The following is a 22609-nucleotide window of genomic DNA, read 5'->3' as shown; positions in this document are numbered from 1 at the left end:
CCGTCGGTCAGAGTGCGTCCGGGCCGCGTTCCCCGGTCCGTACGCGGATCGCGGTCTCGACCGGGACGCTCCAGACCTTGCCGTCACCGATCTTGCCCGTCCGGGCGGCCTTGACGACCACGTCGATGAGCTGTTCGGCGTCCTCGTCCTCGACGAGGACCTCGATACGGATCTTCGGTACGAGGTCGACGGTGTACTCGGCACCACGGTAGACCTCGGTGTGGCCGCGCTGACGCCCGTAACCGCTGGCCTCCGTGACCGTGAGGCCCTGGACGCCGAAGGCCTGGAGTGCCTCCTTGATCTCGTCCAGCCTGTGCGGCTTCACGACTGCGGTGATGAGCTTCATGCGTCCACCTTCTTGTTCGTCGGGGCTGCCGGGCTGCCGGGGGCCGGACCCGTGCTGCGCTGTGCGGCGCCGCCGCCGGCGCCGCTGAAGTCGTATGCGGTCTCGGCGTGCTCGACCTGGTCGATGCCGGAGACCTCGTCGTCCTCGGAGACGCGCATCCCGATCGTCCTGTCCAGGATGAAGGCGAGGACCGCGGAGACCACCAGGGAGTAGGCGAGGACCGCGAACACTCCGACGGCCTGCTTGCCGAGCTGGTCGAGCCCGCCGCCGTAGAAGAGGCCCTTGGCGTCGGACTGCACACCGCCGGTGGCGAAGAAGCCGACAAGGAGCGAGCCGATGACGCCGCCGACGAGGTGGACGCCGACGACGTCCAGGGAGTCGTCGTAGCCGAACTTGTACTTGAGGCCGACGGCCATGGCGCACAGGACACCGGCGATCACACCGACGGCGATGGCGCCGAGCGGGCTGACCGCACCGCCCGCGGGGGTGATGGCGACAAGACCCGCGACGGCGCCGGACGCGGCACCCAGGGTGGTGAAGGAGCCGTGGCGGATCTTCTCGTAGGCGAGCCAGCCGAGGACCGCCGCACCCGTGGCGACCTGCGTGTTGACGAACATGACGGCGCCGACACCGTCGTCGTTGCCGAGCCACGAACCGGCGTTGAAGCCGAACCAGCCGAACCACAGGAGGGCGGCGCCGAGCATGACGAGCGGCAGGCTGTGCGGCCGCATCGGGTCCTTCTTGAAGCCGACCCGCTTGCCGATGACGAGGATGACGCCGAGGGCCGCCGCACCCGCGTTGATGTGGACGGCCGTGCCGCCGGCGAAGTCGATGACACCCAGCTCGAAGAGCCAGCCGCCCGCGCCCCACACCCAGTGGGCGACGGGGAAGTAGACGACGGTGACCCAGAGCGTGATGAAGAGGGCCCAGGAGGTGAACTTGACCCGGTCGGCGAGGGCGCCGCTGATGAGGGCCGGGGTGAGCACGGCGAACATCAGCTGGAAGACCGCGAAGACGTAGGTCGGGATGGTGTAGCCGTCCCAGAGCTCGGTCACGCCGATTCCGCTGAGGCCGACGAAGTCCGAGCTCCAGCCGATGACGGAGCCGACGTCGGTGCCGAAGGCGAGGCTGAATCCGTAGAGCACCCAGAGGATCGTGACGATCCCGAGGCTGATGAAGCTCATCATCAGCATGTTCAGGGTGCTCTTGACGCGGACCATGCCTCCGTAGAAGAAGGCCAGACCCGGGGTCATGAGCATCACCAGCGCGGTGCAGATGAGCATGAACCCTGTGTTGGCGGCAGACAGCTCCGGGGCGTCTGCGGCAAGCGTCGTGATGCCTGGGGGCATCGGCGTCTCCTCGTCGTCGGTGCGGCCACGTGCGGGGGTGCGGGACCACGGTGAAAAGGTGCGGGCCGGTTATGCGCCATGAGATTCGCGCAGCGCGGTTTCCACGGATGCCGCACGATGTTTCACCGCAGTGACGGCTGGGCTCCGCGTGTTACGTACCGATGAACCGCGGGTGTCGGACCCGGTGTGCTGCCTACCATGCTCCCTGCGCCGCATACGGAGCGGCCGGAGCGGCCGGGAACGTGAACCGGCCACGACGGAGACCCGCTGACCTGGCAATGGGGGAGCCGGATCGGGTGGTACGGGGCGGCCGTCGTGGCCGGTGGCAGGTGTGCCGGTCAGACCGCTTCGGCGGTCTCCGGGAGCTGCTCGGTGAGCAGGTCGGTGAGCCGGGCGACCTCGGGAATGTCACCGAAGTCCCTGGCAGCGGTGTCGACGGTCTTGCGGAGCCTGGTGTTGACGCGCTCCGACCTGACACTCTTGGCGATCTTCAGGGCCCTGGTGGCCAGGACCGTCGACTCCTCCGGCTCGCGCTTGAGCAGGTGCACGGTGGCCATGCCGATCAGATTGAGCGCGTAGGACCGCTGGTGCTCGTCGTCCTCGCCGAAGAGCTCGACGGCGCGGGCCATGACGGGCTCGGCGAGTGAGGCGTACGTGGGGCTGCGGCCGGCGACATAGGCCAGGTCACGGTAGGAGTGGGCGTTCTCCCCGTGGAGTTCGGCGTCGGAGAAGAAGCGGATCCAGTCGGGCTCGGGCTCGTCGTCGAGAACGGCGTCGGCGAAGGTGTCCTCGGCCATACGGACCGCCCGCTTGCACTTGCTCGGCTGGCCCATGTTGGCGTAGGCGCGCGCCTCCATCGCATACAGCATGGCCTGGGTCCGGGCGGTGGCGCAGTCACGGCTGCCGTACTGGGCGAGGTGGATGAGTTCGAGTGCGTCGTCGGGCCGGCCGAGGTGGATCATCTGACGGCTCATGCTGGAGAGGATGTACGAACCCAGCGGCTTGTCGCCGGCCTCCTTGGAGGCGTGCAGGGCGAGCACGAAGTACTTCTGGGCGGTGGGCTGGAGGCCCACGTCGTAGCTCATCCAGCCCGCGAGCTCGGCCAGTTCGGCCGCGCAGCGGAACAGGCGCCTGGCGGTGGCCTGGGGCTGCGGCTCCTGCAGCAGGTCGGTGACTTCGTGGAGCTGGCCGACGACGGCCTTGCGGCGCAGCCCACCGCCGCACTGGGCGTCCCACTGGCGGAACATCGCCGTGGTGGATTCCAGCAGGTCCAGCTCGGGGCCGGAGAGCCGCGAGGGGCGGCTCTCCGCGGTCGGCAGCTCGGGTTCCGCCTGCCCCTGGCGGGTGACGGGCACCAGCCAGCGCTGCATGGGCTCGATGAGGGTGGGTCCGGCGGCCAGGGCGAGAGAGCTTCCGAGGAAGCCGCGCCGGGCCAGCATGAGGTCGCTGCGGGAGAACTCGCTGAGCAGTGCGACGGTCTGCGGTCCGGCCCAGGGCAGGTCGACGCCCGCCACCGAGGGTGCCTGGTGGGCGGCGCGCAGTCCGAGCTCCTCCACGGAGACGACGGCGCCGAAGCGCTCGGAGAACAGCTCGGAGAGGATGCGCGGGATGGGTTCGCGGGGCTGTTCGCCGTCGAGCCAGCGGCGCACCCGGGAGGTGTCGGTGCTGATGTGGTGGGCACCGAGCTGGCGGGCGCGCCGGTTCACCTGGCGGGCGAGCTCGCCCTTCGACCAGCCGCTCCGCACGAACCACGATCCCAGTTGCCCGTTGGGGCGCTTTCCGGCATTCGTCTCGCCTGCGCCGCTGCCACTCACTGGAACGCCCCCATCCCGCTGAAACCTGTCGCGCGAACCTCTATCAGAATGCCGCGCCTCGGTGCTGCCCGTACGCCCGTTGCGCCCCATCGAACAGATCGGCGAATTGCCATCGGCATACTCAACTGCAGATGCAATTGCAGCTTCGAGTACCCACGGTAATCCTACGATCACGGCTGCGGCGAGGGTCGTTGCAGAAACGCCACCATTCGCCACCCCTTCGGATGAACCCGTTCGGCGTAGTCCGCGATTCACTTGACAGGCCGCGATCAGCAGCGAGCGGAGTGAAGCATTCAGGGGCGCGTGGTGCACCTCGCGCACCCCTGTGACGCGACCCCCACGCTCCGGCGGATCGGCGGCGACGGAGGACGCCCGGTGCTCCGGGTCGTAACCACCGGTGACTCCGACCCGTTGGAGGGGGCATGGGCTTCACGATCGGCGGCATCCGGGAGATCCGGTCCGGCACGCGGCGGCGCGGCCGTGCGGCCGTGGCGACCGCGGTGGCCGAATACACAGGACTCTGGGGCTGGGCGGTGGCTCCGGGCGCGCGTGCCGCGGCGGGCGTCTGCTCGTGCGGCGACACCACGTGCGCCGCCCCCGGCGCCCATCCCCTGGACTTCGCCCGCGAGGTGCCGCCGGGCGCCACCCTCGACATGGCCTCGGACGCCTGGGCCGAGGTGCCGGGCGCCTCGATGCTGCTCCCCGCCGGCCGTTCCTTCGACGTCCTCGATGTCCCCGAGGCCGCGGGGATGCGCGCGCTGGTGCGGATGGAGCGGATGGGTCTGCCCCTGGGGCCGGTGTCGGTGACGCCCACCGGCCGTACACAGTTCTTCGTCGCCCCGGGGGCGGCGGCGGGACTCCCCGGACTGCTCTACCGGATGGGCTGGGACGACGCGGATCTGGACCTGCGCGCACTGGGCCGCGGGGCGTACGTCACCGCTCCCCCGTCGGACCTCGGGGGCCTCGGCCCGGTCCGCTGGCTGCGCCCGCCGGTGCCGGACACGGCCGCCGCTCCCCCGCAGGCCCGGCTGCTGCTGGGCACGCTCGCCTACATATGCCACCGGTGGTGAACGCCGAAGGGCGGTGACCCCCTGCCGGGGTCCACCGCCCTTCGCACGTACGCGGGGGTACGCCCGGTCAGTCGCCGATCAGCGCGTCGACGAAGGCGCCCGGCTCGAACGGGGCCAGGTCGTCCGGACCCTCGCCGAGACCGATGAGCTTCACCGGGACGCCCAGCTCGCGCTGGACGGCGATCACGATGCCGCCCTTGGCGGTGCCGTCCAGCTTGGTGAGCACGATGCCGGTGATGTCGACCACCTCGGCGAAGACCCGTGCCTGGACGAGGCCGTTCTGCCCGGTCGTGGCGTCGAGGACGAGCAGGATCTCGTCGAGCGGGCCGTGCTTCTCGACGACCCGCTTGACCTTGCCGAGCTCGTCCATCAGGCCGGTCTTGGTGTGCAGCCGGCCCGCGGTGTCGATGAGCACCACGTCGGCGCCCTCGGCGATGCCCTCCTTCACCGCGTCGAAGGCGATCGACGCGGGGTCGCCGCCCTCGGGGCCGCGCACCGTACGGGCTCCGACGCGTTCGCCCCAGGTCTGGAGCTGGTCGGCGGCGGCGGCGCGGAAGGTGTCCGCGGCGCCGAGCACGACGCTGCGGCCGTCGGCGACGAGCACCCGGGCGAGCTTGCCCGTCGTGGTCGTCTTACCGCTGCCGTTGACCCCGACGACCATGACGACGCCGGGCGTCGCCTCGCCGCCCTCGGTCTTCACCGCACGGTCGAAGTCCGGACCGAGCAGGGTGACGAGCTCTTCGCGCAGCAGGGTGCGCAGCTCGTCGGGCGTACGGGTGCCGAGGACACGGACCCGCTCACGGAGCCGCTCCACCAGCTCCTGGGTGGGGGCGACGCCGACGTCGGCGGTGAGGAGGGTGTCCTCGATCTCCTCCCAGGTGTCCTCGTCGAGGTTGTCGCGGGACAGGAGCGTGAGCAGCCCCTTGCCCAGGGAGTTCTGCGAACGGGCGAGCCGGGCGCGCAGCCGCACCAGGCGGCCGGCGGTGGGCTCGGGGACTTCGAGCTCGGGGATCTCCGGCTCGATGACGACGGGGGTTTCCTCGACGGGAGTCCCGGCGCCGGGGAGACCGACCTCCTCGATGGTGCGCCGCGCTTCGTCGCGCGGCGTCTCGGCCTCCTCGCCGACGCGGGGCTCGGCGGGAGGAGTGAGGGTCGGCGTGCTCGACGGCGCCGAGGGCGGCAGCTGCTTCTTCTTGCGGCTGCTGACCACGAGCCCGCTGATCAGGCCGACCGCGACCAGGGCGATGACTACAGCAAGGATGACGATTTCCATAACGCGTCCAGTATCGGCCACAGCCGTGGTCCGGCGGGTCCCTGGAGAGCGGCGGGTGTCGACCGCATGGTCCGTATGCCACGTTTGGGCGTAAAGGTACGCTGCTGCCCGTGGAGAACCGCGGCCTGGATCCCGTCCCCGACGACGAACGCACCGGCCGGGTCCGCACCCTCTTCCCCACTTGGGTCACGGCCAACATGACGGTGCTGCTGCTGACCGTGGGGGCCGGGCTCACCGTCTTCAACGGGCTGAATCTCTGGCAGGTGCTGGCCGTGGCGGTGACGGCCCCCGTGGTCTCGTTCGGGCTGGTCGGCCTCGTGTCGATCGCGGGCAAGCGCGGCGGGGCGCCCGGCATGGCACTGTCCAGGGCGGTTTTCGGACAGCGCGGCAATCTCTTCCCCGGAGCTCTGCTGTGGGTCGCCCGCTGGGGGTGGGAGACCGTGAACGCGGTCACCGGCTCCTACGCCCTCCTGGCCGTACTCGATCTGTTGTTCGACATCCGGCGTACCCACGCGCTGGTTCTGGTCATCCTGACGGCCTTCGTCGCCGCGGGCTTCCTCGTGTCGGGGCTCGGGATCAGGGCACTCCGCGTGTCCTCCCGGGTCTCCGTCCGGCTCTTCGGGGCGGCGAGCCTCCTGGCCCTGGTCCATCTGGTCGGCTCGACCCCGTGGCGGGCCGTCCTGGACCGGCCGCCGGGCCCGGCGGCGATGATGATCGCGGGGATCGGGACACTGGCCGCCGGGGGGATCAGCTGGGTCCCCTCCGCCCCGGACTTCGCCCGCTACCTGCCGCGCTCCGCGTCGGGTCGGGCGATGGTCGGCGCGACCGTGGGCGGGGCGCTGGTCACGGTGGCGCCGATGGTGATGATGGGTGCGGTCATGGCGGTGAGCTCACCGCACCTGGCCGTCACGAAGGACCCCGTGGGGTTCATCGGCGAGCTGCTGCCGATGTGGATCTCGGTGCCCTACCTCCTCACCGCCGTGGCCGGCATGGTGCTGATCAACGCGATGTCGATGTACTCCGCCGGCTTCACCGCGCAGACGCTCGGCTTCGCGATGCCCCGCGCCTGGGCCGTCGGCGTGAACGCGGCGATCAGCCTGCTGCTGGGCGGGACGCTGATGATGGTGGCGACGAGTTTCATCGACACCTTCCTCTCGTTCCTGACCCTGCTCGGTGTGACGTTCTCCGCCTGGATCGGGGTCTTCGGCGTCGATCTGCTGCGTGGCCGTACGTACGACGCCGAGGCCCTCCTGGACACGGGTCCCCGCAGCGGCTACTGGTACGCCGGGGGGTTCAGCCGGCAGGCCATGGCCGCCTGGGGGGCGGCACTGGTGACCGGACTGCTGTTCACCGATGTCGAGTGGTTCACCGGCCCGCTCGCCGGCTACTGGATCGGGCGTCACGGCCTGGGCTGGGCGGCCACCGTCCTCGTCGCGGCGGGGGTGTACGCGGCGCTGCCGCGCCCGGCGGACCGGACGGGCGGCGCACCGGCCCGGTTCTGACGCCGTACCGGCGGACGGCCCGCGGCACGACAGAACGCTGCCCCGGGCCGGCATGGGCCGGACCGGGGCAGCGGGTCGAGGAGAGGGGCAGCGGGGATTAGCCCATCTCCTCCAGCGCCTTGCCCTTGGTCTCCTTCACGAACTTGATCACGAAGGGAATCGAGAGCACGGCGAAGCAGGTGTAGATGATGTAGGTGGCCGAGAGATTCCAGTCGGCCAGGCTCGGGAAGCTCGCGGTGATCGCCCAGTTGGCGATCCATTGCGCGGAGGCGGCGACACCGAGCGCGGCGGCACGGATCCGGTTCGGGAACATCTCACCGAGGAAGACCCAGACCACGACACCCCACGACAGGGCGAAGAAGAGCACGAAGACGTGGGCCGCGATCAGGGCGACGGTGCCCTGCGTGGTGGGCAGCTTGCCATCGACCAGGTCCGCGGAGAAGGCCCAGGCCTCGAACGCCAGGGCGATGGCCATACCGACGGAACCGACGAGCGCGAGCGGCCTGCGGCCGACCCGGTCCACCAGGATCATGGCGATCACTGTGCCGATGATGTTGATGATCGACGTCGTGAACGAGTAGAAGAACGAGTCGGTCGGGTCGATGCCGACGGACTGCCACAGCGTCGCCGAGTAGTAGAACGCGACGTTGATGCCGACCAGCTGCTGGAAGACCGACAGCCCGATACCGACCCAGACGATCGGCAGGAAGCCGAAGCGGCTGCCGAGCAGGTCGCTGAACTTCGACTTGTGCTCACGGCGCATCGCCGTCTCGATCTCGTTGACGCGCGCGTCGAGGTCGACGTTCTTGCCCTCGACCTCTTCGAGGATCTTCCGGGCGCGGTCCCTCTTGCCCACGGAGATCAGGAAGCGCGGCGACTCGGGGATCGCGAAGGACAGGAGCCCGTACAGGATCGCGGGTACCACCATCACGCCGAGCATCCACTGCCAGGCCTCGAAGCCGCCGATCTCACCGCGCTGGTCGCCGTCGGCGAGCTGCAGGATGCCGTAGTTGACCAGCTGCGAGATCGCGATGCCGATGACGATGGCGGCCTGCTGGAAGGAGCCGAGGCGCCCTCGGTAGGCGGGCGGCGAGACCTCGGCGATGTAGGCCGGGCCGATGACCGAGGCCATGCCGATCGCGAAGCCGCCGATGATCCGCCACATGGCGAGGTCCCAGAGGGCGAACGGCAGAGCGGATCCGACGGCGCTGATGGTGAAGAGCACCGAGGCGATCTGCATACAGCGGATACGGCCGATCCGGTCGGCGATGCGTCCCGCCGTCGCCGCGCCGATCGCGCAGCCGATCAGCGCGATCGCGATCACCTGGGCGAGCGTCCCCGACCCGATGTCGTAGCGGTCGCGGATGGCCTCGACGGCACCGTTGATCACGGAGCTGTCGTAGCCGAAGAGGAAGCCGCCCATCGCTGCGGCTGCGGTGATGAAGATGACATGGCCGAGATGGTCCGGGTGGGCCTCCCGGGCTCCGGACTCCGGTCCGCGCGCTGTGCTGGTCACATGAACTCCTGGTACCTGGCCGCAACGTCAGGTGTGGGGGGTGAGCCCTCCTAGTGGCGCACAACTTCCAGCCGACCACCACTTGAAGGTAAAAACAACATTGCTGAGGTTATGCGTTCAAGTTTCGAAGTCAAGACGTGGGTTCCGGTGAAGAGGTCTCTCACAAGTACCCAGGAACACCCAAAAGGTGCGTTGAAGTGTTGAAGATTAGGTAAAGAAGATGTGAGCGCCTGTCAGCCGATGTACGGATGGCTCAGCGGAGCCGCTGGCTGATCACCTTGGAGACTCCGTCGCCCTGCATCGAGACCCCGTACAGCGCGTCGGCGACCTCCATCGTCCGCTTCTGGTGCGTGATGACGATGAGCTGGGAGCTCTCCTGGAGCTCCACCATGATCCGGATCAGACGCTGCAGATTGGTGTCGTCGAGCGCCGCCTCCACCTCGTCCATGACGTAGAACGGGCTCGGCCTCGCCTTGAAGATGGAGACCAGCAGGGCAACGGCCGTAAGGGATCGCTCGCCGCCGGACAGCAGGGAGAGCCGCTTGACCTTCTTGCCCGGAGGCCTTGCCTCGACGTCGAGACCGGTCGTGAGCATGTTGTCCGGGTCGGTGAGGATGAGACGGCCCTCGCCGCCCGGGAAGAGCCGGGAGAAGACGCCCTCGAACTCGCGTGCGGTGTCCCGGAACGCCTCCGTGAACACCTGCTCGACCCGCTCGTCGACCTCCTTGATCACCTGCATCAGATCGGCCCGGGTCTTCTTCAGGTCTTCGAGCTGCTCGGAGAGGAACTTGTGCCGTTCCTCCAGCGCCGAGAACTCCTCCAGGGCGAGAGGATTCACCTTCCCGAGTTGCTGATACGCCCGTTCGGCCGCCTTCAGGCGCTTCTCCTGCTCGGACCTGACGAACGGCTTCGGCTGGTTGCGCGGGTCCTCCGGATCCGCCGGGAGCTCCTCGCCCTCCGCCGCGGGGGACGGCGGCACCAGCTGTTCGGGGCCGTACTCGGCGGCCAGGCCTGCCGGCTCGACGCCGAACTCCTCCAGCGCCTTGGCCTCCACCTGCTCTATGCGCAGCCTCTTCTCGGCCCCGAGCACCTCACCCCGGTGCACCGAGTCGGTGAGCCGGTCGAGCTCGCTCTTGAGGTCACGGCCGCGTCCGCGTTCGGCCGCCAGCCCCCGCTCGCGCTCGGCCTTCGCCGCCTCGGCCCGGGTCCGTTCCTCGTCCGCCCGTACGACCGATACCTCCACGTGGGCGAGCAGCTGACGGGCGCCCGACGCCACGGCGGTCGCCACGGCCGCCTCGTGGCGCAGCCGGGCACGGCGCTGCTCGGCACGGGTGCGCGCCTCGCGCTCGGCCCGGGCCCCGCGGTCGAGCGCGTCGGCCCGTCCGGCGAGCGCCTTCACCCGCTCCTCGTGCGTACGGGCCTGGAGACGGGCCTCCATCTCGGTCTGGCGTGCGTTGGCCCCGTCCGCGGCGAGCCGGTCCCGTACGGAGGTGTCGGGCTCCTCCTCGACCGGGGTCTCCTCCGCGACCAGCAGGCGTTCCGCCAACTCCTCGGCCTCCTCGGTGGCCCGCTCCAGCGCCTCCTGCGCCCGGGCGGCTGAGGCGGTCATCCGCTCGGCCTCCCCCGCGGCTCCACGGGCCTGCCCGGCCAGCCGCCCGAGTTGCTGCGCCACTCCCGACTTCTCACGCTCGGCGGCCCGGCGCCGCTCCCCCAGCTCCTCCACCCGTGCGGCGCCCTCGCCGCGCCGTGCGGCCTCGGCCCGCTGGGCCGAGGCGAGTGTCTCGCAGCGCACGGCGAGCTCGGCGAGCTCGGCGGCGGCCTCGTCGACGGACGCCTGGACCTCCAGCAGGCTGGGTGCGCCGGCGGATCCGCCGTGTGCGAAGTGGGTGCCCAGCACATCGCCCTCGGCGGTGACGGCGGTCAGTCCGGGGTGGGCTGCGATCAGCTCCTCGGCGTCCTCCAGGGTGCCGACGACGACCATGTCGCGCACCAGCCGCCGCACGGCCGCCATCAGTTCGGCGGGCCCCCGCACCAGGCTCGCGACGGCGGGCGCGGCGGATTCCCCGGTGGCGAGTGCCGGGCCGGCCGACGCCGCGCCGGAGACCGTGACGGCTGCGGGACCGTGCTCCGCGCCGGAAACCGTGGCGGCCGTGGGGCCGTGCTCCGCGCCGGAAACCGTGGCGGCCGTGGGGCCGGACGCCTGTCCGGGTACCTGTCCGGCGGGGCCGTCGACGGACTCCCTCGGCTGCTCCGTACCCTGCGCGGGTACCTGTCCCCCCGCCGCTCCGCCCGTCACCAGCGCCGCGCGCCCCGCGTCCTGCTTACGCAGCAGACGGATCGCGTCCGCGGCGGTGGCCGGACCCGTCACAGCGACGGCGTCGGCGGCCGCGCCCAGCGCGGCGGCCACCGCGACCTCGTGCCCCGGAGCCACGGTGAGCAGCTCCGCGACCGGTCCGAGCAGCCCGGTGAGCCCCTCCCCCGCTCCGAGCAGCGCCCCGGTTCCGTCCTTGCGGCGGAGGCCCAGCGACAGTGCCTCGTGCCGGGCGGAGACCGCCGCGCGGCTGCGTTCCGCCGCGGTGACCGCCTCGCGCGCCGTGCTCAGGGCCGCCTCAGCCCCGGCGAGTTCCCGTTTGGCCTCCTCGTGCTGCTCCGCCAGCTCCGCGTCGCCCGCGTCCAGCCCCTCGACCTCGGCCTTGAGCTGCTCGTACTCCTCCTGGGCGGCGAAGGCCCGCTCCTGCGCCTCGTCCCGCGACGCGGCCAGCCGGTCGATCTCGGCCTGCGCCGAACCCGCCCGGCTACGGGCGGCGTTGACCTGCCCGGTCAGCCGGGCGAGCCCCTCGCGCCGGTCGGCGATGGCCCGGGCCGCGTCCCGGAGCCTGCGCTCCTCGGCGGCCAACTCCCGCTCCAGTTCGGCCCGGTGTGCGGTGGTGTCCTCCAGGGCGTGCTCGGCCGCTTCGAGCGCGGCCTCCAGCTCCGCCTCCTGCTCGCGGATACGGGCGGCCTCACGCTCCATGTCCTCCGGGTCCCGCCCGCGCCGCTCCTCCTCCGGTGCGGCGGTGGCGCTGTTCACCCGGGCGTCGGCGAGCGAGATCGTGCCCCGCACGCGTTCGGCCAGCTGCGAGAGTTCGTACCAGGTCTGCTGGGCCCGTTGCAGCCGCGGCGCGAGCCGGCGTACCTCGCCCTCCAGGTCCGCCTCGCGGGCGAGCGCCGCCTTGAGCTCGGCCTCCGCCGCTTCCCTGCGCTGTTTGAGGGCGGCCTCGTCGGCGATCTCGCCGCGCAGCGCCTCCCGCAGCCTGACCAGGTCGTCGGCGAGCAGACGCAGCCGGGCGTCCCGCAGGTCGGCCTGGATGACAGCGGCCCGGCGGGCCACGGCGGCCTGCCGGCCCAGCGGTTTGAGCTGGCGCCGGAGTTCGTCGGTGAGGTCCTGGACGCGGGCGAGGTTGGCGCCCATGGCCTCCAGCTTCCGCAGCGCCTTCTCCTTGCGCTTACGGTGCTTGAGCACACCCGCCGCCTCTTCGATGAAGGCGCGGCGCCCCGTCGGGTCGGCGTGCAGGACCGAGTCCAGCCGGCCCTGGCCGACGATGACGTGCATCTCGCGGCCGATACCGGAGTCCGAGAGGAGTTCCTGGATGTCGAGCAGCCTGCAGGTGTCGCCATTGATCTGGTATTCGCTGCCGCCGTTGCGGAACATGATCCGGGTGATCGTCACCTCGGCGTACTCGATGGGCAGCGCACCATCGGAATTGTCGATGGTCAGCGACACTTCCGCACGCCCGAGAGGCGGCCTTCCCGTGGTGCCGGCGAAGATCACGTCTTCCATCTTGCCGCCGCGCAGGGATTTGGCCCCCTGCTCCCCCATGACCCAGGAGAGGGCGTCCACCACATTGGATTTACCCGACCCGTTGGGACCGACGACACAGGTGATCCCCGGTTCGAACCGCAGGGTCGTGGCGGAGGCGAACGATTTGAAACCACGGAGGGTCAGGGCCTTGAGGTGCACGCCGCCGGACTCTACCTTTCACTCTCGGTTTCGCTGATGAAGGTGCAGGGCACATCAGACGGTAAGCGAAGAGCGATAGGGCGACGACGGCCCGGGGGGAAAGAAAGAAGGGACGCCGGAGCGTCCCTTGTAAATCCTGCACGGTGCTGCTGTGCAGTCATCCGAGCACAGTCTTGCGTAACGGATCGCTTGCGGACCGGATCACGAGCAATCCTCGGTGTTCCAGGACGACGATCCGTGACGAAGACTTCGATGGTTATCCCGAGCGGCTGGCGTGTGGCCCGACCGGCCCCGGCAGGGCCTAGGGGTCAGGTCAGCGCGGGCTCCGCCTGGGGTACGTCGATGTCGATGCTGTCGAGCAGCGACTCCTGGTGCTGAGCGGCGGCGTTGAGCGCGTCGTTCTCGTCCTGGATCCGCACGAGCTCGGATTCCAGGTCCTGGACGCGCTTCTGAAGCCGTCGCATCTCGGCGAGGAGTCGCGGATCGGAACCGCCGACGTAACCGAGAAGCGCCTTTGCCATGATGAAAGGTCCTCCACACTGAGTGACCGACCGATGCGGTGTGGGTCGTGAGGGAATCGCACCCGCGGTGCTCGGCAGTGCTGTGAAATCACTGCTGTTCTGCTGTCACCAGCTCTGCCGAACAGCTAAGGTGCGCGGGGTTTTCAGCGTCTCACCAAAAAGTTTGACGGTCAACACGATCACACGCCAGCGGGCCGGGTGTCCCGGGGGCGCGCGGCCTGACGATCATGCGGCGCGACTCTCCTGCGGGTTCCCGAAGGGTGTGGAGATCTTCGTCAATGCCGCAGCCTGGCACGGCGCGCCGTTCTTGGCAACCATGTCCAGGCGCCGGCTTCCTCCGCAGGTCATTTCGGGTGCGAGGTCTTCGCCCGCCCCCTGTTCACCGCTCGCCGTCGTCCGTGCGCGCAGCGCGTCCGGCCCGCTTTCCCCGGGGCGGGATCAGCGGATCGCGAACCCCTCATATCCGCCGCGCGGCGTGTCCCAGATCTCAGTGACGCCGTCCACGCGCCCGGGTGTGTCGTCGGAGCCGAGCCAGTCGAGCAGACGGTGGCAATTCTCACGCGGCCCTTCGGCCACCACCTGCACCCGGCCGTCGTCGAGATTGAGGGCGAAGCCGACGAGGTTTCCGATCTCCAAAGCATTTGCCCTGGTGAACCAGCGGAACCCTACTTGCTGTACTCGGCCGCGTACCCAAACGACGAGTCGTGCATCTTCGTTCATGCCCGAACGCTAACCGCCCAATTACTCAAGGAGTACGCCGCCCCAATCCGCCATGGCGTAAGGTCCCCTCGCAATAGCCTCACCCGAACGGGTGAGTTTGATCTTTAATACGGTGACGTCGTGACGACGCCCCGGAGCACGAGGAAGGCACAGCGCATGGGACGGCATCGACGCGCAGGCGCGGCCCCCGCCGCTGAGCAGCACGCGGCGAACGCGGAGGACGGGCCCCGGGGAGCACGCCGGAAGAAGCGAGTCGGCATACCCGTTCGCGCCGGGCTTCTCGGCGTGTCCGCGGCCGTGGCCGTCGGAGCGGTCGCCGTGGCCTCGGGCCTGCTGCCCGGCGGTGACAGCTACAGCGTGAGCGGAGGCGGGGCCGCCGACCAGGTCCACGCCGGCGGTGCTCCCGACCTGCTGACCCAGGGCGAGTCGTCCGCCGAGCCGACCGGCCGCACCTCTGCCTCCGCGTCCGCCGAGGCAGACCGGGGTTCCGGCCGTTCCGCCGCCCCCTCGAAGTCTCCTTCGGCCACGCCGAGCGAGAAGCCGAGCAAGAAGCCGTCCGCCACCGCCACGAAGCCGGCGACGAAGGCTCCGGAGCGGACGAAGGCTCCCGCCCCGGAGCCGAAGAAGACCACGTCGTCCAGCCCCACGGCCAAGAAGCCGGCTGCTCCCAAGACCTCGTCCGCCGCGCCGAGCCGCAAGGCCACCGCCCCCGCGAGCCCGTCCGCCACCGCCGCTCAGGCCACCGTGCTCACCCTGGTCAACCAGGAGCGCGCGAAGGTCGGCTGCAGCCCGGTCACCACGAGCGCCTCGCTGACCGCGCTCGCCCAGGACTTCAGCGAGGACATGGCGGCCCGCGACTTCTTCGGCCACACCGACCCCGACGGAGCGACCCCCTGGGACCGTGCCGCCGCAGCGGGCGTGCAGGGTCTGGGCGGCGAGAACATAGCCCGGGGCCAGGCCGACGCACAGGCCGTGATGGACGCCTGGATGAACAGCGACGGCCACCGCGCAAACATTCTCAACTGCGATTACAAGACGCTCGGCGTGGGGGTCCACCTCGGCTCCGGCGGCCCCTGGTGGACGCAGGACTTCGGCTTCTGAGCCGTTGGCACCATCGCGACGGGGCGGCGGCCGGTCGGGTCAGGAGATCCGCGGGGGACGCTGGCAGCGCGGGCAGAAGTAGCTGGAGCGGTTCATCCACGGCCGTCGGCGCATCGGCGTACCGCAGCGGTGGCAGGGTTCGTCCTCGCGTCCGTAGGCGTCCAGCGACCGGTCGAAGTAGCCGGACTCGCCGTTCACGTTGACGTAGAGGCTGTCGAAGCTGGTGCCGCCCTGGTCGAGGGCCTCCCGCATCACGTCCCGGACATGGCCGAGCAGCTCCGCCGTCCTGGGGCGGGTCAGGGTCGCGGTCGGCCGCTCGTAGTGCAGCCGGCTGCGCCAGAGCGCCTCGTCGGCGTAGATGTTGCCCACGCCGCTGATCAGGGACTGGTCGAGCAGGGCGCGCTTGACCGTCGTACGGCGCAGGCGCAGCGCCAGGTGGAAGGCGGTGTCGTCGAAGGCCGGGTCGAGAGGGTCGCGAGCGATGTGCGCGATCACGTCGGGCAGGCCGTCCGGGGTGTTGGCGTGCAGCGAGAGCCCGCCGAAGGTCCGCTGGTCGACGAAGCGCAGCTCGGTGCCGAGCGCGTCGTCGAAGCGGACCCTGATCCGCAGGTGCTTCTCGTCGGCGGCATCCTCGGGCTGCACGAGCAGCTGACCGCTCATGCCGAGGTGGCCCAGGAGCGAGGAATCCACCTCGTCGAGGGGGACCCAGAGGTATTTTCCGCGGCGCATCGCCGTGCCGAAACGCAGACCACGGAGGCGCGCCGCGAAGTCCGGGCCGCCCGCGAGATGCCGGCGCACCGCACGCGGGTGCAGCACCTCGACGTCCTCGACGGTGCGCCCGGCGGTCCAGCGCTCCAGACCCCTGCGCACGACTTCGACCTCGGGCAGTTCGGGCACGGTGACTCCTTCGGCACAGGGGGAGGACAGCGAGAGCCCCCCGGTGCACAAGGCACCGGGGGGCTCTCGGACGGTTCAGGCCGGAGCCGCGTCCGAGTGCGGCGACGGGTCGGCAGGGATGTCGGCGATCCCTCCGTCGGCCGCGGCCTTGGCCGCGGCCTCCCGTGCTTCCGCGGCGGCGCTGATCTCACGCCAGGCGGACTCGGCGGCCTGCTGCTCCGCTTCCTTCTTGCTACGGCCGGTGCCGGTGCCGTACGAGACACCACCGACGCGAGCGGCAGCAGTAAAGGTCTTCTCGTGATCGGGGCCGGTCTCCGTGACGAGGTACTCGGGGACTCCGAGGCTCTCGCTCGCGGTGAGCTCCTGGAGACTGGTCTTCCAGTCCAGGCCGGCTCCGAGGTTGGAGGACCTGTCGATCAGCGGGTCGAAGAGCCGGTGGACCAGCTCCGAGGCCGCGCTGAGGCCCTGGTCGAGATAGACGGCGCCGATCACCGCTTCAAGGGTGTCGGCGAGAATGGAAGCCTTGTCCCGGCCACCCGTGCCCTCTTCACCACGGCCGAGCCGGATGAAGGAGCCGAGTTCGAGGCCGCGGCCCACTTCCGCAAGCGCACGCGAGTTGACCACCGCGGCCCGCAACTTGGCCAGCTGGCCTTCGGGCAGGTCGGGGTGGGTGCGGTACAGCGTGTCCGTGACCACCAGGCCGAGCACGGAGTCCCCGAGGAACTCCAGCCGCTCGTTGGTGGGCAGACCGCCGTTCTCGTACGCGTACGAGCGATGGGTCAGCGCACGCACCAGAAGGGCGGACTCGAGGTGATACCCGAGCCGCCCTTCCAGAAGCGTGTGGGACGAGGCTGTGTTGATGTTGTCTGTCTTCTTGGAACTGGACAACTCAGACATCGGGCCTCTCACCAGCCGCTCAGACCTCGAGGACCTGGCGCTTGTTATAGGTGCCGCAGCTCGGGCACGCAATGTGCTGGAGCTTCGGCTCCTGGCAACGCTCGCACGAAACCAGGGTGGGGACCGCAGCCTTCCACTGCGACCGGCGGTGGCGCGTGTTGCTGCGCGACATCTTCCGCTTCGGAACAGCCACGGCTACTTCTCCTGCTTCTCGTCGACGCCCGGTTCGGCGCCGCCCATGTTGTCCTTCTCGCCGTCCTGAACGGTCTCGGCGAGTCCTTGCAGTGCCGCCCAACGTATGTCGGCGACGTCGTGGTGGTGGTCCGGATTCTCGTCCAGCCTGATTCCGCATTCGGAACACAGACCGGCACAGGTCTCCTTGCACACCGGCTGCAGCGGCAGTGCGAGCACCACCGCGTCACGCAGCACAGGCTCGAGGTCGAACGAATCGTCCTCGAGAAAGAACCTGTCCTCGTCGTCCTCGGCGTCGTCGACCGGGTCCGCGGTCCTGCTGCGGTTCCGGTCATCGGCGTCAGGGTACGAGAACATCTCCTGGAAGTCCGCTTCGACCTCGAGGGCCAGCGGCTCCAGACACCTTACGCACTCCCCCTCGGCCGTCGCACGGGCGGTGCCTGTGACAAGCACCCCTTCCATGACCGATTCGAGGCGGAGGTCCAGCGCCAGGGGCGCGTTCTCCTGCACACCGATGACCCCGTCGATGCCGAGGTCCTTCGGTGCTTCCGCCGTGCGGGTCAGCCGCTTCTGGGTACCCGGACGCCGGCCCAGCTCGCGCGTATCGAACACGAGAGGGCTGCGGTGGTCGAGGTGGCCGTTCAGGGCTTCTCCTGCTTTCGAAATCATGTGCGTGGTGCGGCTTCGGGAGGGCCACCCCTGTCCTGACGGAAAGAGGGCAGCCGGGATCGCGGACATACACGCGACCGAAGAGCCAGGATACTGGACGTACCGCCCAGCTCCCAATCCGGTACGGACCGCTCCGGTCAGCGGCCCTGTTCGTAGCGGCGCAGCTGTTCCAGGTCAATCATGCCGGTGTCGAAGAGGCTGGTCTCGTCGAGTGCGCTCTCGCCCTGCTGCACGGGCACCTGACCCTGCTGCGGCCAGTACTCCTGCTGCTGGTTCGGGTCGTACGGCTGCTGCTGGTAGGCACCGTACGGGTCCTGCTGCTGGTAGCCGTAGCCGTCCTGGAGCTGCTGGTCCTGGTAGCCGTACGTCTGCGCGTACTGCGGCTCGGGCTGCCCCTGGGCCGGGAAGCCGGTCTGCGCGGGGTCCTGGTACTCGGCGGCCGGCGTGTAGTCCGGCTGCGCGGGCTCCGCGTAGGACGGCTGCTGGGGGCTCTGCCGCGGCTCGGGGGTGGAGAGCTCGGCAAGGCCGGCCCAGTGGTCCTCGTCGCTGGTGTGCAGGTGGCCACCCGCCGCGTCCTGGGCGGCCATGTGCGCGCCGAGCTCGTCGGTGGCGACCCGGCCGTGCAGCTTCTGGCGGCCCCGGCCGACGGCCTCCAGGGTCTTGGCGAGGACGGCCTCGAAGGCGCCGAGCTTGGTGTCCACGTAGTCGTCGGCGCGACGGCGGAGCGTCTCGGGGTCGGCGCTGCGCTCCGGGGCCTCGGCGAAGTCGGGGTCCTCGTAGCCCTGCTCGTCGAGGCCTTCGCTCCGGCCCAGGAGCTTCTCGCGGCCCCGGTCGACGGAGCCGATGGTCTTGGTGAGGACGACCTCGAAGTTGGCGAGCTTGCTGTCGACGTACTCGTCGGCCTCGCCGCGGACCTCGTCGGCCTCCCTGCGGGCCTCGGAAAGGATGCGGTCCGCCTCGGCCTGGGACCGCTGGGCGATCTCGGTGCCGGAGATCAGGGAGCCGCGCTCCGCGCGGGCCGACTCGATGATCCGCTCGGCCTCCTGCCTGGCCTGCTCGACGAGCTGCTCACGGCCGCCGATGAGCTCTTCGGCGTGGGCCAGCGAGCCGGGCAGGGCCTCGCGCACCTCCTCGAGCATCGCGAGCAGTTCGGCCCGGTTGACCACGCAGGACGCCGACATGGGCATGGAGCGGGCGTTCCCGACCGTTTCGACGATCTCGTCGAGCTTCTTCTGCACGTCCACCGTGTGCTCGCCACTCTCTGCTGCTGTTGGAGACGGACGGGACGACTGTAAGGCCAGTCGCCTCCCGTTCGACACCTGGTGACGGTCGGTCAGCGCATCACTTCTCGCCGAGACGCTTCACGAGGGCCTCGTGGACCGTCGGCGGCAGCAGGTGAGCCACGTCACCACCCCAGGTGGCGACCTCCTTGACCAGGGAGGACGACAAAAAGCTGTAGGTCGGGTTCGTCGGGACGAAGAGCGTCTCGACCCCCGAGAGGCCGTTGTTCATCTGGGCCATCTGCAGCTCGTAGTCGAAGTCACTGACCGCTCGCAGGCCCTTCACGATCGCCGGGATGTCGCGCTGCTTGCAGAAGTCGACCAGCAGGCCGTGGAAGGACTCGACCTCCACGTTGCCGAAGTCCGCCGTGACCTCGCGGATCAGCTCGATCCGCTCGTCGACGGTGAACAGGCCCTTCTTGGACTGGTTGATCATCACGGCGACGTGCACGACGTCGTACAGCTTCGAGGCTCGTCCGATGATGTCGAGATGTCCGTTGGTGATGGGGTCGAACGACCCCGGACAGACGGCGCGGCGCAACGTGGTTCCCTCGCTCTCCGGTGCGGTCATCGTGCGTCTTCGCACGTAGAGGCGGCGCGACCGTACCAAAACGTGGCCTCGCCGTAGCGACGGGACCGCTGCGGCTCGAACCCTTCGGGCCAGTTGAATTCCCCGCCTCTGGTGCTCCGTTCCACCGTGACGAGAGCGTCGCCCGTGAGCCACCCCTGAGCACGGAGTGTGAGCAGGATCTCCCGAAGATCGTCGTCGGTGACGGCGTACGGCGGGTCGAGGAAAACCACGTCGTACGGTTCGGAGGGTGCCGGTCCCGTCACGATCTGTTCCGCTTTGCCCGCACGGAATTCGGCGCCGGGCAGACCGAGGGTGCGGATGTTGTCGCGCACGGTGCGCGCGGCCTTGGCGTCGGCCTCCACGAGCAGCGCGTGATCCGCTCCGCGCGAGAGTGCCTCCAGGCCGACCGCACCGGAACCCGCGTACAGATCGGCGACACGGATTCCGTCGAGCGTGCCCAGGAGCGCTTCCCAGGTGGAGAACATGCCCTCGCGCGCGCGGTCGGAGGTGGGGCGGGTGCCGGTGCCGGGCGGGACGGCCAGGCGCCGTCCGCCGGCCGAGCCGGCGATGACGCGGGTCATGGGTCTGTTCCTCGGGTCGCGGGCGGCACACCGGACGGGACGTGCGCCGTGCTCCCCACGATATGGCGTCGCCGGGGATCCGTCCGGTCACCCCTTGTCGAGGTACTCCTCCCGGTCCTTGTCGAGGAGGGCGTCCAGTGCTGTGCGCAGCTCCGGCAGCCGCTCGAGCCCGGGATCGTCGGCGACGACGCGGACGGCCTCCTCGCGGGCCGCCGCGATGACCTCCTCGTCGTCGATGACGCTGAGCACCCGCAGGGAGGAGCGGACGCCGGACTGGGCCTGGCCGAGGACGTCGCCCTCGCGCCGCTGTTCGAGGTCGATGCGGGAGAGCTCGAAGCCGTCGAGTGTGGCGGCGACCGCGGAGAGCCTGGCCCGGGCGGGGCTCGCCTCATGGGCCTCGCTGACCAGCAGACAGAGGCCGGGGGCGCTGCCTCGTCCGACGCGGCCCCTGAGCTGGTGCAGCTGGGACACCCCGAAGCGGTCCGCGTCCATGATCACCATCGCGGTGGCGTTGGGGACGTTCACCCCGACCTCGATGACGGTGGTGGCGACCAGGACATCGGCCTGGCCGGCGGCGAACCGGCGCATGACGTCGTCCTTGTCGTCGGGCGGCATCCTGCCGTGCAGGACCTCGACGCGCAGGCCGGCCAGCGGGCCCTTGGCGAGCTGCTCGGCGATCTCCAGCACGGCGAGCGGCGGCCGCTTCTCCGCGTCGTCCTCCGGGGCGGCCTTCTTCCCCTTCTTCTTCCCGGCCTCGTCGGCGTCGTCCCCGATGCGGGGGCAGACCACGTACGCCTGGTGGCCGTTCTCCACCTCCTCGCGGACGCGTTCCCAGGCACGGCTGAGGAAGTGCGGCTTGTCCTTGGCGGGGACGACATGGCTGGCGATCGGCGAACGGCCGGCGGGGAGCTGGTCCAGGACGGAGGTCTCCAGGTCACCGAAGACGGTCATCGCGACCGTACGGGGAATGGGGGTGGCCGTCATGACGAGCAGGTGGGGCGGCTGCTTGCCCTTGGAACGCAGCGCGTCGCGCTGTTCCACGCCGAAGCGGTGCTGTTCGTCGACGACGACCAGGCCGAGGTCGTGGAACTGGACCTTGTCCTCGATCAGCGCATGGGTGCCGATGACGATCCCGGCCTCGCCGGTGACCAGGTCGAGCAGCGCCTGCCGGCGGGCCGGGACACCCATCGACCCGGTGAGCAGCACCACTTTGGTGCCCCGGTCGGAGCCGCCCAGCATTCCGCCTTCCGCGAGCTCCCCCATCATCTCGGTGATGGACCGGTGGTGCTGCTGGGCGAGCACCTCGGTGGGGGCGAGCATCGCGGCCTGGCCGCCCGCGTCGACGACGGTGAGCATCGCGCGCAGGGCGACCATCGTCTTCCCCGAACCCACCTCGCCCTGCAGCAGCCGGTGCATCGGGTGTTCCGTCGCCAGGTCGCCGAAGATCTCTCCGGTGACCTTCTGCTGGCCTTCGGTGAGCGTGAAGGGCAGCTTGGCGTCGAAGGCGTCGAGCAGGCCGCCGGAGACGGACCTGCGGGCCACCGCGGGGAGCTGGGCGTCGGCGTAGCGGCGGCGGGCGAGTGCGACCTGGAGGACGAAGGCCTCGTCCCAGCGCAGCCGGTCCCGCGCGGCCGCGATGTCCGCCTTGGTGTGCGGGCGGTGGATCCTGAGCAGCGCCTCGGGCAGGGGGACGAAGCCGCGCCCTTCGCGCAGCGCCGGGGGCAGCGGGTCCACCGCGTCCTGCGCGCTGGGCAGGACCGTGTCGACGGCCTTGGCGATCCGCCAGGAGTCGAGCTGCTTGCAGGCCGGGTAGATCGGCAGCAGCTGCCCGGCGAAGGCGTCGACGGCCTCGGTCGCCTCGTCCTCGTCATTCGCGTCGAGGAGCTGGTACGTGGGGTGGGCCAGCTGCATCTTCCTGTTGAAGACCGAGGCCTTGCCCGCGAACATCGCCCGCCGGCCGGGCAGGAGCTCCTTGTGGGGCTTGTGGACGCCGTGCCCGAAGAAGACCAGCTGGAGCCGGCCGCTCCCGTCGGTGAGGGTGACCTCGAGCCGCTTGCCTCGGCCGTTGTTGAACATCATGATCCGCGCGTCGACGACCTGGGCGACGACCGTCACATGCTCGTCGAGCGGGAGCTCGGTGAGCGCCGTGAGGCGGCCCCGCTCCTCGTAGCGCCGCGGGTAGTGGTGCAGCAGATCACCGACCGTGTGCAGGTCGAGGTGTTCGGCCATCACCTTCGCGGTGGCTCCGCCGAGCAGCTTCTTGAGGGGTTCATCGAAAGCGGACACGCGGTCCATTGCACACCACGCCAC

General features: G+C 70.2%; 19 protein-coding genes. 3 read left to right on the top strand and 16 right to left on the bottom strand.

What is annotated here, in order from left to right; genetic code table 11:
• Positions 1-7 precede the first annotated feature (7 nt).
• From ACIQM3_RS06655 to ACIQM3_RS06645, 3 genes are all read right to left on the bottom strand, one after another.
• On the bottom strand, positions 8-346 hold the full coding sequence (locus ACIQM3_RS06655; protein WP_014048583.1) for a P-II family nitrogen regulator: 339 nt from the start codon (positions 344-346) through the stop codon (positions 8-10).
• Entirely contained in the window at positions 343-1695 is a 1353-nt protein-coding gene (locus ACIQM3_RS06650) for an ammonium transporter (protein WP_401619592.1), read from the bottom strand. Before ACIQM3_RS06650 ends, ACIQM3_RS06655 begins: the two co-directional genes overlap by 4 nt.
• 338 nt (positions 1696-2033) lie before the next feature.
• On the bottom strand, positions 2034-3509 hold the full coding sequence (locus ACIQM3_RS06645; RefSeq protein WP_401619589.1) for a hypothetical protein: 1476 nt from the start codon (positions 3507-3509) through the stop codon (positions 2034-2036).
• 422 nt (positions 3510-3931) lie between these two features.
• Between ACIQM3_RS06645 and ACIQM3_RS06640 the strand changes: the two genes are divergently transcribed.
• Positions 3932-4579 carry a bifunctional DNA primase/polymerase gene (locus ACIQM3_RS06640; protein WP_401619586.1) on the top strand — a complete coding sequence of 216 codons (648 nt, stop codon included), beginning with the start codon at positions 3932-3934 and terminating at the stop codon, positions 4577-4579.
• A 67-nt stretch (positions 4580-4646) separates the two neighbouring features.
• On the opposite strand, the gene ftsY is transcribed toward ACIQM3_RS06640, so the two are convergent.
• Positions 4647-5852 carry a signal recognition particle-docking protein FtsY gene (ftsY, locus tag ACIQM3_RS06635; protein ID WP_401619583.1) on the bottom strand — a complete coding sequence of 402 codons (1206 nt, stop codon included), beginning with the start codon at positions 5850-5852 and terminating at the stop codon, positions 4647-4649.
• Between the two features lie 110 nt (positions 5853-5962).
• On the opposite strand from ftsY, the gene ACIQM3_RS06630 reads away from it, so the two are divergent.
• Positions 5963-7354, top strand: coding sequence for a purine-cytosine permease family protein (locus tag ACIQM3_RS06630; protein ID WP_401619580.1), 1392 nt, complete (start codon positions 5963-5965; stop codon positions 7352-7354).
• Positions 7355-7451: 97 nt separating this feature from the next.
• Here ACIQM3_RS06630 and ACIQM3_RS06625 read toward each other — a convergent pair whose 3' ends face one another.
• The 4 genes from ACIQM3_RS06625 to ACIQM3_RS06610 form a co-directional block, all read right to left on the bottom strand.
• Complete coding sequence (locus tag ACIQM3_RS06625) at positions 7452-8870, bottom strand: sugar porter family MFS transporter (RefSeq protein WP_401619577.1); 1419 nt, start codon at positions 8868-8870, stop codon at positions 7452-7454.
• A 253-nt stretch (positions 8871-9123) separates the two neighbouring features.
• Positions 9124-12870 (bottom strand): AAA family ATPase, encoded by a 3747-nt coding sequence (locus tag ACIQM3_RS06620; RefSeq protein WP_401619574.1) that lies wholly within the window; start codon positions 12868-12870, stop codon positions 9124-9126.
• Positions 12871-13178: 308 nt separating this feature from the next.
• Positions 13179-13391, bottom strand: coding sequence for a hypothetical protein (locus tag ACIQM3_RS06615; protein WP_033304037.1), 213 nt, complete (start codon positions 13389-13391; stop codon positions 13179-13181).
• A 438-nt stretch (positions 13392-13829) separates the two neighbouring features.
• Positions 13830-14111 (bottom strand): acylphosphatase, encoded by a 282-nt coding sequence (locus ACIQM3_RS06610; RefSeq protein WP_401619571.1) that lies wholly within the window; start codon positions 14109-14111, stop codon positions 13830-13832.
• 156 nt (positions 14112-14267) lie between these two features.
• Here ACIQM3_RS06610 and ACIQM3_RS06605 point away from each other — a divergent pair, with 156 nt between their 5' ends.
• Positions 14268-15212: a CAP domain-containing protein gene (locus ACIQM3_RS06605; RefSeq protein ID WP_401619568.1), complete on the top strand. Its 945-nt coding sequence runs from the start codon at positions 14268-14270 to the stop codon at positions 15210-15212.
• 39 nt (positions 15213-15251) lie between these two features.
• On the opposite strand, the gene mutM is transcribed toward ACIQM3_RS06605, so the two are convergent.
• The 8 genes from mutM to recG all read right to left on the bottom strand — a co-directional run bounded on the left by mutM (position 15252) and on the right by recG (position 22594).
• On the bottom strand, positions 15252-16109 hold the full coding sequence (gene mutM / locus ACIQM3_RS06600) for a bifunctional DNA-formamidopyrimidine glycosylase/DNA-(apurinic or apyrimidinic site) lyase (RefSeq protein ID WP_401619565.1): 858 nt from the start codon (positions 16107-16109) through the stop codon (positions 15252-15254).
• Between the two features lie 75 nt (positions 16110-16184).
• The gene (gene rnc, locus ACIQM3_RS06595; RefSeq protein ID WP_104789414.1) at positions 16185-17006 is read right to left on the bottom strand and encodes a ribonuclease III; all 822 of its coding nucleotides are present in this window, start codon (positions 17004-17006) and stop codon (positions 16185-16187) included.
• 19 nt (positions 17007-17025) lie between these two features.
• Entirely contained in the window at positions 17026-17199 is a 174-nt protein-coding gene (gene rpmF / locus ACIQM3_RS06590; RefSeq protein WP_003965982.1) for a 50S ribosomal protein L32, read from the bottom strand.
• A gap of 2 nt (positions 17200-17201) precedes the next feature.
• Positions 17202-17867, bottom strand: a complete 666-nt coding sequence (locus ACIQM3_RS06585; RefSeq protein WP_401619562.1) for a YceD family protein — start codon at positions 17865-17867, stop codon at positions 17202-17204.
• Between the two features lie 137 nt (positions 17868-18004).
• Positions 18005-19111 (bottom strand): cell division initiation protein, encoded by a 1107-nt coding sequence (locus tag ACIQM3_RS06580; protein ID WP_401619559.1) that lies wholly within the window; start codon positions 19109-19111, stop codon positions 18005-18007.
• Positions 19112-19208: 97 nt separating this feature from the next.
• Positions 19209-19688, bottom strand: a complete 480-nt coding sequence (coaD, locus tag ACIQM3_RS06575) for a pantetheine-phosphate adenylyltransferase (protein WP_041667884.1) — start codon at positions 19686-19688, stop codon at positions 19209-19211.
• A gap of 26 nt (positions 19689-19714) precedes the next feature.
• Complete coding sequence (gene rsmD / locus ACIQM3_RS06570) at positions 19715-20299, bottom strand: 16S rRNA (guanine(966)-N(2))-methyltransferase RsmD (protein WP_401619556.1); 585 nt, start codon at positions 20297-20299, stop codon at positions 19715-19717.
• An 87-nt stretch (positions 20300-20386) separates the two neighbouring features.
• Positions 20387-22594 carry an ATP-dependent DNA helicase RecG gene (recG, locus tag ACIQM3_RS06565; RefSeq protein ID WP_401619553.1) on the bottom strand — a complete coding sequence of 736 codons (2208 nt, stop codon included), beginning with the start codon at positions 22592-22594 and terminating at the stop codon, positions 20387-20389.
• Between the last annotated feature and the right edge of the window lie 15 nt (positions 22595-22609).

The sequence above is a fragment of the Streptomyces sp. NPDC091271 genome, from assembly GCF_044757505.1.
Classification (GTDB): Bacteria; Actinomycetota; Actinomycetes; order Streptomycetales; family Streptomycetaceae; genus Streptomyces.
This window is presented reverse-complemented; position numbering and strand designations above follow the sequence as displayed.